The following is a 14612-nucleotide window of genomic DNA, read 5'->3' as shown; positions in this document are numbered from 1 at the left end:
ATGTCCATAAATCCGGGTCCACAGCTATTCCGGCAGGCGGCCGACGTCGTTGAAGGGTCCGTTACGACGCCGCCGCAGCTGTTGACCGGGGACTGACGGCGGGTCTGACAGCGGGGGGTGCTCCCGCCGTCGTCCGGCCAGCTCGCTAAACCGGTCAACAGCCTGCTGGGCCGACTCCTGTAAGTCCGGATCCTGGGTAGCGGCCCGGGCATAGGTGCCCACTGCGGTAAGGGCGTCGGCTAGCAGCCGCGCGGGAACCACCCCGGATGCGCCGGCGCCCTGCAGCAGTATGGCCTCGCGATCTGCCGCCAGCGTGTCAGCCATGGTGCCCACAGAGATGCGCTGCCACACGTCGGGGATGCTCTCCACGCTGGCCAGCTTTTCGCGCAGCGGCCATGACGCGATGAATCGGGCAAGCCACGCCTTGTGCCGCTTCTTGTGCCGCCATCCCTGCCAATGCGGGTAGAAGCTGAAGACGAGAGCGAACGGCGCGATGATTCCGAGCACCACAAGCGCCCAGTCCGCTTCCCCTTGGTAGGGTCCGTCCGTTGCGTCTTCGTAGACGCCGAGCATGGCGCCTGCGGCAATGCACGCCAGGATCCACGTAACACCCAAGATATCCCGGGTGCGTTTCTGTGATGTGGTGGCGTACTGGACGGGGGCTGGTTCGGAGACGATGCGAGCTTCAGCCGCAGTGAGCCCGGTGTTCAGGAGTTTTGATGCCGCAGCACCCTGCAAACCGGATTGGTGCGGCACTTCCAGGTACACCGGCGGTAGTCCGTGCGTTTCCTGTGCAGGCACATTAGTCCCGTCGTCCATGTCTCCCCCGATAAGGCCCTCCGGATTGGACTTTTGAGTATAAGGTCCGCTGCGGGCCGTCCCCGGCATTCGCAACCCGCGGTTGCCTGACGGCGTGACCGGCCAGCGATCGGGAAGCGGCCACAGGGCAGGACTGTACCGGGCAGGACCGTACAGGGCAGGACCGTACAGGGCAGGACTGTGCCGGGTCGGTCCCTACGCCGCGATGGATAGCGCCCAGTCCGGCAAGGGATCGACCGGTAGTGGCGGTCCGGCCTCGCCCGGACCGGGGGCACCGGCAGGTACGCCCGGGGCAAGTCCGTCCGGCCAGTCGGGCGGTTCCCACTCCGGGTCTTCGCCCGCGTGGCCGGGGTGGTACGGCAAGTGTGGTGGTTCCCAGTCCTGTTGTTCGCTGGGATAGGAGCGTCCCGCGGGGGAGATCCAGCCGGGTGGATGGTCCCGGGTGGCGTTAACCGGTCTCCACGCCGTGGTGTGTTTGAGCCGGTGGTGCCTCCGGCATGGCTGGCCCAGGTTGGTGATGCCGGTGCCGCCTCCCTCGGACCAAGCCAGCAGATGGTCCGCTTCATTGTCCAAGGAGTGGTTGTTGCAGCCGGGAAAAGGGCACCGGCCATCCCGGAGCCGCAACCATTGGCGCATCGTCTTCGGAACGCGGTAGCTGGTGCGTCCGATCTCCAGCGGCGCTCCGCTGCGCGGATCTGTCAGCACGCGCAGGAACGATCCGGCACCATCCGCGACAAGCCGGCGGGCCATGCTCGGTGGAACGGGACCATACCCGTCCAGTGTGGCCGGTTCCGTTACGGCGCCCAGGAGCGACAACACCGGAACGGTCAACAAGACCTGTGCCTTGGGAGACGGGGTTCCGGCCGCCTCCCCCACCAGCAACCAGTCAGCGGCGACATCCGCACGGAGCTGGGTCAGGGTCCGGGATTCGGTCGGCCCCTGTAGGGCACGCGCCGCTTCCGTGGCACGGGACCAAACTGCCGCCGCCAGATCTGCGGTCACGTAGGCCGAGAGCCAGGCCATGCCGTCCCGGTCCGGGACAAACTCCAGCCGGCGGTCCTCCACACCCTTACGGTGGCGCGCTTCGATGCTTACAGGATGGTGCCGCTCACGCCAGCTGCGCGCCTTGGCACGGAACCTGCCCGGCACCAGCTGTCCCGCCGGGCAGCCACGCGCAGCAAAGGGAGCCTCGGGATCCAGGAAATGAGCCTCCAAGGCAGCTGCCGCCGCGGGGTCAAGGCCGGCTGTTTCATCACACATCACCCGCGCGTGCTGCCACGAAATACTCCCTGACCGCAGCGCAGACAGCGTCAGGGGCAACCCGGTGGTCAGGGTGGCTGAATCCGCCAACAACGCCGCTGCCGATCTTTCACTCACAGTCAGGGCGCAGGCCACCTCCGCTGTCACCGCCATCACCTGGGCGGTGCGCTCCTGCGGGGAAACGGCCGGGCCCGCCAGGGCTGCGGCAGCGTTGGCGTATCCGTCGGCGAAGTGCACTTTCAGCGCGGCCATTCCGGCTTCCACCCGGGCCGCCGCAGCCATACCGTCCAAGCACGCGTCCGCTTCGTCCTGAACCGGATCAGGGCCGGCCGCGGCCACGTTCCCGGCCGCGCGGCCGGCAAAAACAGACAAGGAAACAAGGAAGGCCTCCATAGCCTCCAACGTCTCCGCGACCGCTCTCATGTCCATACCCACAGCATGTCAGCAGGCACTGACATTAAGCCGGCATCAGAGTTGCAAAGTCAGCCTTCCAGGATCTGCCGGATCTCCCACGGCGAAAAACATCCGCGGATGCTCGCCGGAGTTGCTCAGCATGGCTGTGGACAGAATAAGGGCCCAGCCCCGGACCCTGATCCAGGTGTCCCCTTCCACTGCGGGGCCAAAGGCGTCCATGAAGCAGTGGCGGGCGACGGCGGCACGTCCCGCCGTCGTCCGACTCACCAGCCTTCGGTCGCCTGGGCGCAGACGCGTCGTGATGAGGTACCCGTTAGGTCGGGATGTTGCGGATGGGTATGATCCGGGAGCATGAGCGCAACGCCGAGCACCACTGGAACTGTCCGGGCTGTCTTCCTTGACGTGGACGGCACCTACGCGGACTACGGCGTCGTACCCGAAGGCCATGTGCGCGCTGTACAGGCGGCGCGGAAGGCCGGACACCGGGTCTTCCTGTGCACGGGGCGCCCGGTGTCAATGTTGCCCCCGAGCATCCTCGCCGCGGGTTTCGACGGCCTCGTGGCCAGCGCCGGCGCCTACGCCGAGGTGGGCGGGACGGTCCTCGTGGACCGGCGCTTTCCGCCCGACCTTGCGGCCAGGACGGTCCGGACGCTCGACGCGCACGACGCCGTATATGTCCTGGAAGCGCAAGAGGCATCGCACGTACCACCTGCGGCGCTGGAACGCTTGCGGGCCATCCTTGACGCCCATTTCGAGCAGGCACCCGAAGGCCCGGTCGGTTCGTCCGACATCCTCCGGGCGGTGCGCACCACCTCCAACCGTGCCGACGTGCCGTTCGCCAAGGTCTCCGTGTTTGACTCCCCCGTTGCAATGGAGAGCTTGGTCGGGGAAATCGGCGGGGCCATTGCAGTGGTCGCCAATTCGGTGGCAGACGAGGGCCGGCACGCGGGGGAACTGTACCAGCGCGGAATCAGCAAGGCCGACGGCGTCGCGGCCGTCGCCGCCCATCTGGGCATCGCCCAAGCGGACACGATCGCGGTGGGCGACGGTGCCAACGACCTGGAGATGATCGCCTACGCAGGTGTCGGCATCGCCATAGAAGGATCGCTCCCGGAGCTGGTGGCGCTTGCCGACCGCACGGCCGCTCCTCCCCGCCAGGAAGGGCTCGTTGCCGCCTTCGCCGAGCTCGGCCTCATCTGATCCGGCCTGATTAGAGTCATTAAGGCTGCGTCACAAGGTTGCGGCTTCTTCCTCCGCCAGCCTGATCAGACGAAGCTCGTCCTCCACGGCACGGGTCGGCCAGTAGTATTTCGCCAGCTCACTTGCCCGGGTTAGATCCGCTGCAGGGAAGAGCTTGCCGAGCAGCCCGGCCGCCTGGAGCAGGGCGATCAACGCTGTGGTCCTGGCATCAGGCGTCTTGGCGTCAGGCTTCGCGGCACCGGGCTTCGTGGAATCCGGCTTCGCGGAATCAGGCGTCCCGGCATCAGGCGTCCCGGCATCAGATGCTTCGACATCAAACGCCCCGACATCAGTCCACCTCCCATCCGACTCCCCGGCCTCGGTCACCGTGGAAGCAGCCGCCTCGGGATCGGACAGCGCAATGCCGAGTGTGGCCTGGATCTTTTTCAGGAGCGCAGCTTCCGGAGCGTGGTCCTTCTCCGGGTACCGCACGGCCCGGACCCGGCCCAGGTGCTTCTCGCCGACATGTTCCACGATGCCGAGCGACACCATTCCCTCGTAGACACGCAGCACTTCGGCGCGGCCCTCCAGGATGGAGACCCACGCCTTGGGAGTATGGGGCCGGGATTTGCCCCGGATGAGCTCCAGCTCGTGCTGGAAGTCCGTTTGCGGGGCGTCGCCGGTAGCCGTGATGTGCTTTCCCTGCAGCCCGATCGCGCCGATCAGGTCCAGCTCGGCCAAAATTGCCCCTGCCACCGTGGTCCTGAGTGCGAACACGGGCACTTCAGGTTTGCCGTTATTGTCATTCGTCGCCAGAAGGAGGAAAGCCTGCGGAAGGCTCAACTCCGCCGCATTCGGTGTTTCAGCATCCATAGCATCATGGTGGCGCAGTTGGGCAGCCACCACAATGAGGATTTACAAGCGCCGCTGAGTTCCCGCTGGAGAACGCAGCAGAACCTAAAAGGGCGACCAGCCGCCTTCGGACGTGAGGTCTGGGGATGGTGGTTAGGCGGGGGCAAGTGCCCGTACCGAGTTCCGTTCCACAGTAGGACAGTGGATCTTTGTGGGTGCAGTGGCCTGTGCTTCTTCAAGCCCCAGGAGCATTCTCACCCCCGCTGCGCCCAGTTCGTAGTGGGGTAGAGATACGGTGGAAAGTGGGGGCCGGAGGTGGGCGGCGATGACTTCCTGGTTGTCGAATCCCACCACTGCTATGTCGTCTGGTATGGCGAGCCCATGCTCACGGAGCCCGTCGTATAGCCCCATCGCCATTCGGTCGTTGTAGCAGTACACGGCAGTGGCGTCGCGTTTAAGGAGTTCCTCGGTCGCTCCATACCCGCCTTCCTGGTCTGGAAAGGCTTCCAGGACCAGATTGCTGTCGAACGGGATGCCTTCGGCTTCCAGCGCTTCCTTGTAACCCTGGAGGCGTCCGTCCTTTGCCGGGGCCGGGATGGTGGCATTGATGAAGGCTATCCGGCGGTGGCCGTGCTTCAGCAGGATTTCGGTGGCTGAACGTCCGCCTTGTATTTCATCCGGGACGACAGCCCGGGCGCCGGGTTCCGCAGAAAAGCAGTTGACGAGGACGAAGTCTGATTCCCGCAGAGGTGCCGGCACGTTCGTGGCCCGGTGGAACCAGGTCGAGTAAAGGATGCCGCGGACCTTGTACTCGAGCATCATCGCAATCGCGTCCGTCTCAAGCTCGCGGTTGCCTTCGGTGTTGGCGATGAGAAGGGCGTAGCCGTGCTTCCAGGCCTCATCCTGGGCGCCGTGGATGATCTGGCCGGCAAAAGGGGTTGTGGCGATGGCATCGGCGACGAGCCCGATGAACCGGGAACTGCCGCTGACCAGGGTTTGCGCCATGGCATTTGGCCGGTAGCCCAGGTCCCGGATCGCGTCCCGCACCCGTTTGCGGGTCTCCTCGGAAATCCGTGCGGCCTTCTTCTTGTTCACGACCAGAGAAACGGTGGCAGTGGAGACACCGGCGGCCTCGGCAACTTGCCGGAGGGTGACGGGTTGAGGGCGTCGGGGACGTTCCAGCGGGGCAGCCGCCCCCAGTGGCGTGACTGAATTATTCTCCTGCGAAATCATGTGCCCTCCGTCAGGAGTATATCCGTCTGTTCCTGCCGTCATCCTTTGCTCGCCCCGCTCTCCAAGCCTTGGATCATTGCCTTGTTCAGCACGAGGAAGACCAGCAGCAGCGGCGTGATAGTGACGCAGACGGCGGCAAACGTGGCCGTCCAGTCGGTCTTGCCCATAGCCCCGATGTAGTTCTGCAGGCCCAGCGGGATGGTCTTCAGCCCCTCGGAGAGGACGAAGGTGTTGGCGAAGATGAAGTCGTTCCAGATGAAGATGCTGTTGACCAGGACGACTGTCACCACAGTATTTACCGAAAGGGGGAGGGTGATAAGTCCGAAGATTCGGTACGGTCCTGCGCCGTCAAGAGAGGCCGCCTCATACGTTTCCCGCGGGATGTACTCAAAGAAGGAGCAAAAGAGGTAGATCGACATTGGAAGGGCGAAGCCGGCCAGTGGGATGATCATCGACGGGTAGGTGTCGAGCAGGTTGATCGAGGCGTAGTCGATGAAGAGCGGCACGAGCGCGATCTGCACGGGCACGATGATACCGATCAGGAAGAGTCCCCGGACGAACTTGCTGAACCGGAAGCCCAGGACCTGGAGCGCGTAGGCGGCCATCATTCCCAGGAGCACGATCAGGAAGTTCGCGCCCATCGTGACGATGAAACTGTTGAGGATGTTCATTCCGAGGTTGCCGGTCTCGAAGGCGCGGGCGTAGTTCTCCCAGGTGAGCGAGGTGGGCAGTGCGAAGGGGTCGCCGGTGGCGAAGTCGTGTTCGGTGCGCAGGCTGGTGATGAACAGCCAGGCCAGAGGGTAGACCTGCACGATGACGATGAGGGCGATGATCACCTTTGACAGCGTGCCGTGGAGGCTGGGCTTGCGTCGTCTGCGGAGCGGCGGCTGGCTGTCTGCTGGGGCTGGGGCTGTGATGGCTCTGGTAACCGGAGCTGCTGGCGCGGTCATGCGTCCGCCTTTCGTTTGAGCATGAAGAGGATGAGTCCTACGGCGACCAGGCACTCGACGACGATAAACACGGCGATGGTGCTGGCGTAGCCGAAGTCGGTGCTCGTGAATGCCGTCTTGTACATATACGTGGTCAGCAACTCCGAGGACTGTCCGGGACCGCCGTTCGTCATCAGGTACGGGATGTCGAATCCACGCAGGCCGTAGGTTGTTGCCATGATCGTGGTGGTGATCCAGACGGGCATGATGTGCGGGAAGCGGATCTTGGTGAACAGTTGCCACCGCGACGCGCCGTCGAGGCGGGCGGCTTCCTCAAGTTCCTGCGGAACGGACAGCAACGCCGCGTAGATGATGAGCATGTAAAGGCCGGTGAAGCGCCAGCCCTCGGGCGCCGATACTGCGGCGAGAACGGTATGGATGTCCGAGAGCCAGGGACGTTCAAGGGCGCCAAGCCCGATCCAGTGCAGGAGCTGGTTGAGAAGGCCGACCGGTTCGATCGAATAGATGCGCACGAACAGGAACGCGATGGCCACGGTTGAGATCACCGCCGGCAGAAGGTAGAGAGTTTTGATGAGCTCGCGGCCGCGGCGCATGGAGGTGAGGAGGCTGGCCACGAGCAGGGCGCCGCCCAACTGCAGGACCAGGCAGATTGCGAGATAACCGAGGGCGTTGAAGAAGGAGCGCCAGAAGATGTCGTCTCCGGTGAGCATCCGCACATAGTTGGCGAGCCCCACGAATTCCATGTCGCTGATGCCGTTCCACGAGAAAAAGCTAAGGAACAGCGACTGCATGATGGGGAACAGCACCGCGACGCCGTAAAGCAGCAGGGGTGGGAGCAGGAAGACCAGGACAGAGAGTCGTGACCTATTGGGAAGCATGGCTAGGCCTTTCGGGTGGGGGCCGTAGCCCCCACCGCTGTGATTACTTGAAGAACTTCGGGGCGTTCTGCGCGATGGTGCTGTCCATCGTGCTGGTGAACTGTTCGGGCGTGATGTTGCCCTGGACCAGGAGTACGAGCTCCTGCTGCAGCCTGCCGTTGGTTGTGGGGTCGAGCTGGGTGTCCCACGGCATGGCCTGTTCGTCCCCGAGGTCGTTGGCCATTTCCAGGGCCTTCTTGTACAGAGGGGTGGCGTTGGCCGGTACCGCTGTCTCTACGTTTGTAGTCGGCGAAAGCGCACCGGTGGCTGCGTATTCGGACGGGTACTTCTCCAGCGCGAACTTCAGGAAGTCGCTCACGAGCGGGTCGTAAGTCTTGGCGTTGACTGCCATGCCGATACCGGACGGGGAGACGAATTCGTTGGCTGCAGTGACGGATCCTTCAGTGGTCGGGAGGGTGAAGAAGTCGATATCATCTCGCACTGTTGGGTTCAGCTTGTCTGTTGCCAGGCTGGGCAGTTCCCAAGTGCCGATGTTGTACATCGCTGCCTGCCCGGAGGTGAACTGGTTCTGGGCGTCGGAGTAGCCCTGTGAGGAGAATCCGTCCTGGAAGCACTTGGCCTTCCCGAGCGAAGCCAGCCATTCGACGGTCTTCTTGCCGGCGGGGTCAGAGAACTTCGCTTCGCCCTTTTTGAGCTTCTGTATGAAATCCGGCCCGGCATCGCGGAACGGCTGGTAGGCGACGTAGCGTTCCAGAGGCCATTGGTCCTGACCGTCGATGGCGATTGGGGTGATGCCGGCATTGCGCAGGGCGGTGCACATGGCGGGGAGGTCGTCGAGGGATTTCGGAACGGACACTCCGGCCTTCTGCAGCAGGGCCTTGTTGTACCAAACGAACTCCAGCTCGAACTGGAACGGAATCATATGCAGTGATCCGTCGTCGAACCGCTGGTAGTCCAGTGCGCTGGGCCGGTAGTCGTCGTAGACGTCAAGGGACTTGAGCAGCTTTTCGGCGTCGACCATCTTGCCCTGTTTGGCCAGCTGCTGGGCGAAGGGTGTGGCGTCGGTGTCGAAGAGCTCGGGAAGCTTGTTCGCGGCGGCCAGGGTCTCAAGCTTCTGGATGTAGGAGGGCCTGTCCGGGGTGGTGATCAGGTTGAGCGAGAAGCCCGGGTGGTCCTTGGCGTAGTCATCGGCGAGTTTCTTCATGATGTTGATGACCGCCCCGTCTGCCGGCCGGGACAGCAGCCACGAAATCTCACGGGCCTTGACCTCCCCTGTGGGACTGACGTTGGAAGGGTCACTGGCTCCTCCGCTGCCGCATCCGGCGAGGGCGAGGGCTGCGGCCGCTGCCACGGCGGCTGTTCGGAATAGCTTCTTCATGGGATAAATCTCCTTTGATTCGAGCCGAAAGTGGTGTGGGTGTTTAGGTGTCTGTGCGCTTGCGTATCTGAAGTTCGGTGAGAGTTGCGGACCCCTCCCCGGCGAAGACGCCAATCCGCCCCGCCGGCAGGTCGTAGATCCTGGTGCTGAGCGCGACCTGCTGATCCAAAACGGCGACGCACAGGTCCCCGTCAACGACGAGTTCGAGGGTGTGCTCTCCGGGAGCCAGGTCGCAGGGGCGTTCCAGTTCGATGTCGAACGGAATGTCCCCGGAGACATGCCATTGCGCATCACCGGTGACTTTCCGCGGCCACCGGTCGAACACCATGCGGCCGCGCTTCGGTTCGAGGCGCAGGACGTAGGACTGGTCCCCGTCCTGGCTTGAGCGCAACAACAGCCCGCAGTCGGTGGTGTTGGGGCCGATGTCGAGTACTGCCGTGGCATAGAACTGGCTGGGCAGTTCTTCGTCGGAGACGATGGCGCTGTACCCGTCTAATGCTTCCAGTCGTGTCGGCAGCTCGTTTGTCAGGGACACCGGGACGTCCTCCCAGAAGCTGTCAACAAGTTCGTCGGCCAAGGCGAATCCCAGGGTTCCGTCGGCGTTTTGCCGGGCTTCCAGGACGGACATCGTGCCCGCCCACTGCCAGGGCCCGTCGTCGGTGTTGCCTTCTTTGCTGGCGATCCAGCCGAAAAAAAAGCGGCGCCCGTCGCGTTCGGCGGTCTTGGATGCGTAGAAGGCGCGGCCGTCGATGCTGTCGAAGGTCGGTACGCTCCAGGGGCCGTCGGGGCTCTTGGCCATGCGGTACCGGGTCGTGAAGGATTCGGAGAACTCCGAGTAGACCATGTACCACCAGTCGCCCCAAGAGAAGACGTCCGGGCATTCATGGGTGATGTAGCGCCGCGGGTCCCAGAACGGTTCGGTGTGCTGCCAGGTCACCAAGTCGCTGGAGACGCACTGGGCTATGACACCGCGCCGACGTTCCGGCCCGGTGGAGTGCCGGGCCGCCAGCAGCATCCGCCACTGGCCCGCGGCCTCGTCCCGGAAGACGAACGGATCCCGCCAGTCGCCGGACTCGTATCCATCCGGCGCGCCGAAGGTGAGTTCCGGATGCTTCACCCAGGTCAGCATGCCGTCTGTGCTCGTGGCGTGCATGACGAGCTGAAGGGGCGCACCGTCCGGTCCGAGGTTGCGCGGGTTTTGGCCCGTGTAGAACAGGTGGTGGATGCCGGTTTCATCGACGACGACGCTGCCCGTGTAGGCGTTGAAATCCAGGTCCGTTTCACTTCCGTGCTTGAGGGAAACGCCTTGGTCCTCAAACTGCGTGAGGTCTTTGGTGGTGACAAGGTTCCACGAGGTTCCCGGCTTCGGGTCTGCGCGGACCTCGTGAAGGTAGAAGAGCCAGAACTCCCCGTCCTTCTCGAAGGGGATGAGGTCTCCAACCCAACCGTCGGCGGGCTTGAAGAAAGCTGAGCGATTCATCGGCACTGACGTCCATTCTGCTAAAGCGTTTGATCACCTGTAATCTAACGCTTATCCAAAGTTTGATCAAGCGTTTTAGCAAAATGGATTCTTAAGCTTTTGTGGAGCCCGAAGCGGGGACCGAGCTGCCGGTAGGCTCCAGCAGCCCCATAACAGAAAAGCGGACGACGGCGGGGGTATCCCGCCGTCGTCCGCTTCCGGCTGTGCCTACTGGCTGAAGGGGATCTTCTCCCAGCTCAGGACACTTCCGCGGTCGCTGCTGTTGCCGGCCACCGTGAACCTGACGTAGTTGGTGGCGTTGGCGGATCCGTCCACGGTGATGCGCTGCAGGTCATCCGCGGCGGGCTGGCCGTAGATCGCCAGCCACGGCGATCCGGCTGCGAGCGGCTGGTTCTCGGCAAAGACGTGGCTGTCGCCGTTGATGAGATAGACCGGGCGGTCAAAGCGGTTGGTCTCTTCAATGATGGCCCCAACGATCTCACGGAACCCGGAGACCGTTTCCGGGCTGGCAGTAGCCGCGGCGAGCAGCGACGGATCGAACATGTCGGCCTGCGTCATCAGCACCACGGCGCGGTCGTTGCGGCGCTCGGCGTCAGTGAACGTGGCGCGTATCTGGTCCAGGACGGCATCCGTCCGGTGCTCAACTTCGGCCAGCTGCTCGGGCGTGGGAGTGGTTTCGCCCAGGCCGCTCCACGGAAGCAGCGAGTTGTTGCTGCCCTGAATGTTCACCACGGAGAAGGCCACGCGGTTCTGGGTGAAACGGACATTTTCCGGAAGCCCAAGGTTCTCCTGGGTCTTGACCGGCATGGTGGCGCTCAGGGTCTGGCCGGGCTCGTCGAAGAAAACTTCCCGCAGCTTGTCCAGCCGTTCCAGCGGGTTGTAGGCGCCGTTGTTGGTGCGGTGGCAGTCCACCCACTCGTTGTCGCCCGGGGTGAAGACAAGCGGGTGCTCGAAGGTGTCGAACTGTGACCGGATGTTGGCGAAGTACTCGTCCGAGCAGACCGAGGAGCCGTTCTTGATGTCGCCCACGTGGGTGACGAAGTTCAGCGCGCTGTCGGCGTTGATGTCCTGGATGCGGGACGGGAACTTGGCGATTTCGGCGTCGCCGTAGGGGATGTCGCCGATGACGCCAAAGGTGAACGCATCGTTGTTGGGGACGCTGTTGGAGGCGCTGTCGGAGGTGTTGTTGGCTGCATTGGCGGGCTGGGACGCAAGGAGGCCGAACGCCAGGACGGCTGCCGCCGTCGTTGTTTTCAAGGTCTTTGTTTTCAGGAACACAGGGTTCTCCTTGGTGCAGCTGGGTCGATTCGTTGACCGGGCGATGGGTCGCCGGGCCGGTGTGTGAAAAGACTTCCTTCTGCGGAAGAACGGGTATGGCCCTAACGGTTTCGGGACGGTGAACGGAAGGGATCGTTTGGATCCGTGGGCCGCGGCCGACCGGAGCCTACCGGGGAGCCCGGCTAGGTGAGCGGACGACGGCGGGACGTCCCGCCGTCGTCGGCCTTACCCGCCGTCGTCGGCTTAAGTAAAGCTGGCTGCTCGAGGCGCTTCAACGATGGCCAGTTGGCCGGTGGTGTGAGGGACGCCAGGGAACTGCACCGGCGGGGCCTCAGCAGCGGCTGACGGCGAATCCCGTGTGGACCGCATGCGAAGAAGCGCCACTGCGGAAATGAGGAACCAGGCAATATTCGTGACCACGGACGGCCATGCTTCGTGGAAGGCGCCATTGATAATGAAGGCACAGGCACCCAGCAGATTCGCGGCCTGGAAGCCCTTGCCAGCCTTCATCCACCCCATGGACACAGCCAGGAACGCGCTGAGTATCGCCACCGCGCCTGCCCAGCCGGAAATTTCAAACAGCAGTTCCATGATGTCCTTTCAGGGGTGATGCCCGGCTGCCATCCGCTGGGCGGAGTGGAGATGCGGGCTATGTGTTTAGAAGTGGCGATTGCCTAATGCGTGTAGTGGGCGGATTCACCAGTTTTGTCCGCACGGTGGTGATCCCGCGTCTGCCCGAGTGGCGCATCCGGTACCCCCAATTGCAGATCCGGCTGATTGAAGACGACTTCCCTGCCTTGCTGCGCCTGCTCCGGCAGCGCGCGCTCGACTCCGTTGTGGTCGAGCTCGATTCGACGACGACCGTCCAACAAGCACTTTCCGCCGGAATGATCGAGGAGCCCCTACTGGACGAGCCCTGGAAACTGGTGGTTCCCGCGGGTGCCCTGCTCACTACAGAGAACATCGACCTTGGGAATCTGCCACTTCCCTGGCTAGGCGTCGACTCCTCCGCAGCCAACGCTGCGGTGCTCGGTCGGCTCCGTCAGTCCGCGGGTGCCCAGATGGAGACGGTGCATCGGTATCACGAAACGCTGACCGCACTGGCACTCGTCGCGGCGGGCGAGGGTGTCGCCATCGTACCCACCTTGGCGTTGAGCGGCGTCAGCCATGACGGGGTGGACGTCCTGGACGTCCCTGGACTGGGCACGCGGCGCATCGTCCTGCGACGGTTCGACGGGCGGCGGGCAGCCAGCATGCCCGTGGACACAGTCGCGCGCCTGCTCCGGGAATCGGCGGCGGCGTTCGACACGCGGTCCACATCCTGACCGGCTACACCCGCAGGAACGGACGACGGCGGGTACCCGGCCGAACACGCGCGTTCGGGAATGAACGGACGACGGCGTGACCTCCCGCCGGATTCTCAGCGGTCAGCCCGCGCCCTGGCCCTCGCGGGCCGTCTCCTCCAGGATCCTGGCTGTGGGCGCTGCGGTCATCAGCTGCCCTATCACCTCCGGCTTGTCCCACACGTCGCTACGGAGTCGTTCCAGAAAGACGTTCGCAGCATCCTTGGTGTCGAAGTCGAGGAGCACGGTCACGCTGTTCGGGTCGTCTGCATCCCTGAACAGGCGGACAGACCTGGCACCCAAGGCAGCGCGGCCTACAGGATCCGTGTCGAACACTTTCTTGAAAGCCTCATAGTCCCGGACCGGATAGCTGACCTGCAAAGCGAACATCGTCGTTCCTTTCCCTCGGGCTGTATCAGGTCAAAGATAGGCCTTCCAGCGTCATCCCGGTAGGGCCGAAGGGCGGCCTGGAAGGGGATACGGGACGACGACGGGAGGCAGCCGCCGCATTCCGCTCGGATTGTGCGCTTAGAGGTAGTCGCCGGCCCGTTCGCGGGCAATTTCGAGCAGCGTGGAGTGGAAAGCCACCTCTGCCGGTGCGTAAACCTTGTCCTGGCGCTGGGCGAGCAGGACGCGGCGCAAGGGGGCAGCGTCCCCGAGGCTGAGCACCCGGACGTCCGGGTGCTGAAGGGCAACGGCGGTTTTGGGCACCATGGCCACTCCCATGCCGACGCTGACCATGGCCTGGGCTTCCCCGTAGTCGTTGGCGAGGAATCCAAGGGTCGGTTTGAAGCCCGCGTCGTGGGCGGAGCGCTGGAGCACTTCCACCACGGGGTGCGCCTCCGCACGCACAATCCACGATTCGTTGCGTAGGTCTTCCATGCTCACCTGCTCCCGGTCGGCAAGCGGGTGGCTGGCGGCCACCAGGATCACGGTGCTCTCGCGAAAGACCTCCGTTACCCGGATGGAGTCGTCATGGAACCTGTTCCAGGGATAGTCCCACAGCAGGCACAGGCCGGTGACCCCTGATTGCAGGTCCGCCACCAGTTCATCGAAGCGCGCGCTGCGCAGCGAGAGGCTGATGGCCGGGTACCTCTTCTTGAAGGCGCGGATGACGATGGGCAGGAAGGACCCTGCCAGCGTGGGAAAAGTACCCACGGTCAGAGCCCCCCGTTTAAGGCCGGCGATCTGGTCCAGGTCAGACTGGGCAGCCCGCATTTGCCGGATGATCTGGCGCGCATGGCCTGCCAGCACCTGGCCGGCTTCGGTGGGCACCACACCACGGGAGCGGCGGTTGAGCAGGGGCTGCCCCACCTCCTGTTCGAGCTTGCGCAATTGCTGCGAGACGGCAGAGGGCGAGTACATCATCAGATCGGCGGCGGCCGTGATGGATCCCTGTTCCACGACCTCCAGCAGCAGCGCAAGGCGCCTCATATCGAAAAGATGCTGCTCGTCGTCGTGAAGCATCACTTCACCCCTCCACTGATTTGGTTAATTTCCTACACGGGCGCCTGCATTGCCTGCGCTCTGGGCCATTAGCGCACGCCG

13 protein-coding genes and 1 pseudogene are annotated in these 14612 nt (G+C 63.9%); 2 read left to right on the top strand and 12 right to left on the bottom strand.

The window, feature by feature from the left end; all coding sequences use genetic code 11:
- Positions 1–24: 24 nt before the first annotated feature.
- Together J2S97_RS15530 and J2S97_RS15525 are read right to left on the bottom strand one after the other, a co-directional pair.
- Positions 25–819, bottom strand: coding sequence for a hypothetical protein (locus J2S97_RS15530; protein ID WP_307050842.1), 795 nt, complete (start codon positions 817–819; stop codon positions 25–27).
- 195 nt (positions 820–1014) lie between these two features.
- Positions 1015–2508, bottom strand: coding sequence for an HNH endonuclease signature motif containing protein (locus J2S97_RS15525; protein WP_307050841.1), 1494 nt, complete (start codon positions 2506–2508; stop codon positions 1015–1017).
- A 336-nt stretch (positions 2509–2844) separates the two neighbouring features.
- Between J2S97_RS15525 and J2S97_RS15520 the strand changes: the two genes are divergently transcribed.
- Entirely contained in the window at positions 2845–3693 is an 849-nt protein-coding gene (locus tag J2S97_RS15520) for an HAD-IIB family hydrolase (protein ID WP_307050840.1), read from the top strand.
- 30 nt (positions 3694–3723) lie between these two features.
- Here J2S97_RS15520 and J2S97_RS15515 read toward each other — a convergent pair whose 3' ends face one another.
- From J2S97_RS15515 to J2S97_RS15480, 8 genes are all read right to left on the bottom strand, one after another.
- Positions 3724–4545: a GOLPH3/VPS74 family protein gene (locus tag J2S97_RS15515; RefSeq protein ID WP_307050839.1), complete on the bottom strand. Its 822-nt coding sequence runs from the start codon at positions 4543–4545 to the stop codon at positions 3724–3726.
- A 132-nt stretch (positions 4546–4677) separates the two neighbouring features.
- The gene (locus J2S97_RS15510; RefSeq protein WP_307050838.1) at positions 4678–5757 is read right to left on the bottom strand and encodes a LacI family DNA-binding transcriptional regulator; all 1080 of its coding nucleotides are present in this window, start codon (positions 5755–5757) and stop codon (positions 4678–4680) included.
- A gap of 38 nt (positions 5758–5795) precedes the next feature.
- The gene (locus J2S97_RS15505; RefSeq protein WP_307050837.1) at positions 5796–6707 is read right to left on the bottom strand and encodes a carbohydrate ABC transporter permease; all 912 of its coding nucleotides are present in this window, start codon (positions 6705–6707) and stop codon (positions 5796–5798) included.
- Positions 6704–7585, bottom strand: coding sequence for a carbohydrate ABC transporter permease (locus tag J2S97_RS15500; protein ID WP_307050836.1), 882 nt, complete (start codon positions 7583–7585; stop codon positions 6704–6706). The genes J2S97_RS15505 and J2S97_RS15500 overlap by 4 nt, the downstream gene beginning before the upstream one ends.
- A gap of 43 nt (positions 7586–7628) precedes the next feature.
- On the bottom strand, positions 7629–8963 hold the full coding sequence (locus J2S97_RS15495; protein ID WP_307050835.1) for an ABC transporter substrate-binding protein: 1335 nt from the start codon (positions 8961–8963) through the stop codon (positions 7629–7631).
- 43 nt (positions 8964–9006) lie between these two features.
- Entirely contained in the window at positions 9007–10443 is a 1437-nt protein-coding gene (locus J2S97_RS15490; protein ID WP_307050834.1) for a GH32 C-terminal domain-containing protein, read from the bottom strand.
- A 207-nt stretch (positions 10444–10650) separates the two neighbouring features.
- Positions 10651–11715: a hypothetical protein gene (locus tag J2S97_RS15485; RefSeq protein ID WP_373460572.1), complete on the bottom strand. Its 1065-nt coding sequence runs from the start codon at positions 11713–11715 to the stop codon at positions 10651–10653.
- A gap of 249 nt (positions 11716–11964) precedes the next feature.
- Complete coding sequence (locus J2S97_RS15480; RefSeq protein ID WP_307050832.1) at positions 11965–12312, bottom strand: CBU_0592 family membrane protein; 348 nt, start codon at positions 12310–12312, stop codon at positions 11965–11967.
- 95 nt (positions 12313–12407) lie between these two features.
- Here J2S97_RS15480 and J2S97_RS15475 point away from each other — a divergent pair.
- Positions 12408–13046 (top strand): annotated as a pseudogene (locus J2S97_RS15475) (LysR substrate-binding domain-containing protein); the annotation flags it as partial.
- Positions 13047–13148: 102 nt separating this feature from the next.
- Here J2S97_RS15475 and J2S97_RS15470 read toward each other — a convergent pair.
- Positions 13149–13454, bottom strand: a complete 306-nt coding sequence (locus tag J2S97_RS15470; RefSeq protein ID WP_307050831.1) for a hypothetical protein — start codon at positions 13452–13454, stop codon at positions 13149–13151.
- Between the two features lie 138 nt (positions 13455–13592).
- Positions 13593–14531, bottom strand: a complete 939-nt coding sequence (locus J2S97_RS15465) for a LysR family transcriptional regulator (protein ID WP_307050928.1) — start codon at positions 14529–14531, stop codon at positions 13593–13595.
- Positions 14532–14612: the final 81 nt, after the last annotated feature.

This window comes from Arthrobacter oryzae, from assembly GCF_030812315.1.
In the GTDB taxonomy this organism is placed as follows: Bacteria; Actinomycetota; Actinomycetes; order Actinomycetales; family Micrococcaceae; genus Arthrobacter; species Arthrobacter oryzae_B.
Note: the sequence above shows the minus strand (reverse complement) of the source record. Positions and strands in the feature narration are given on the sequence as shown.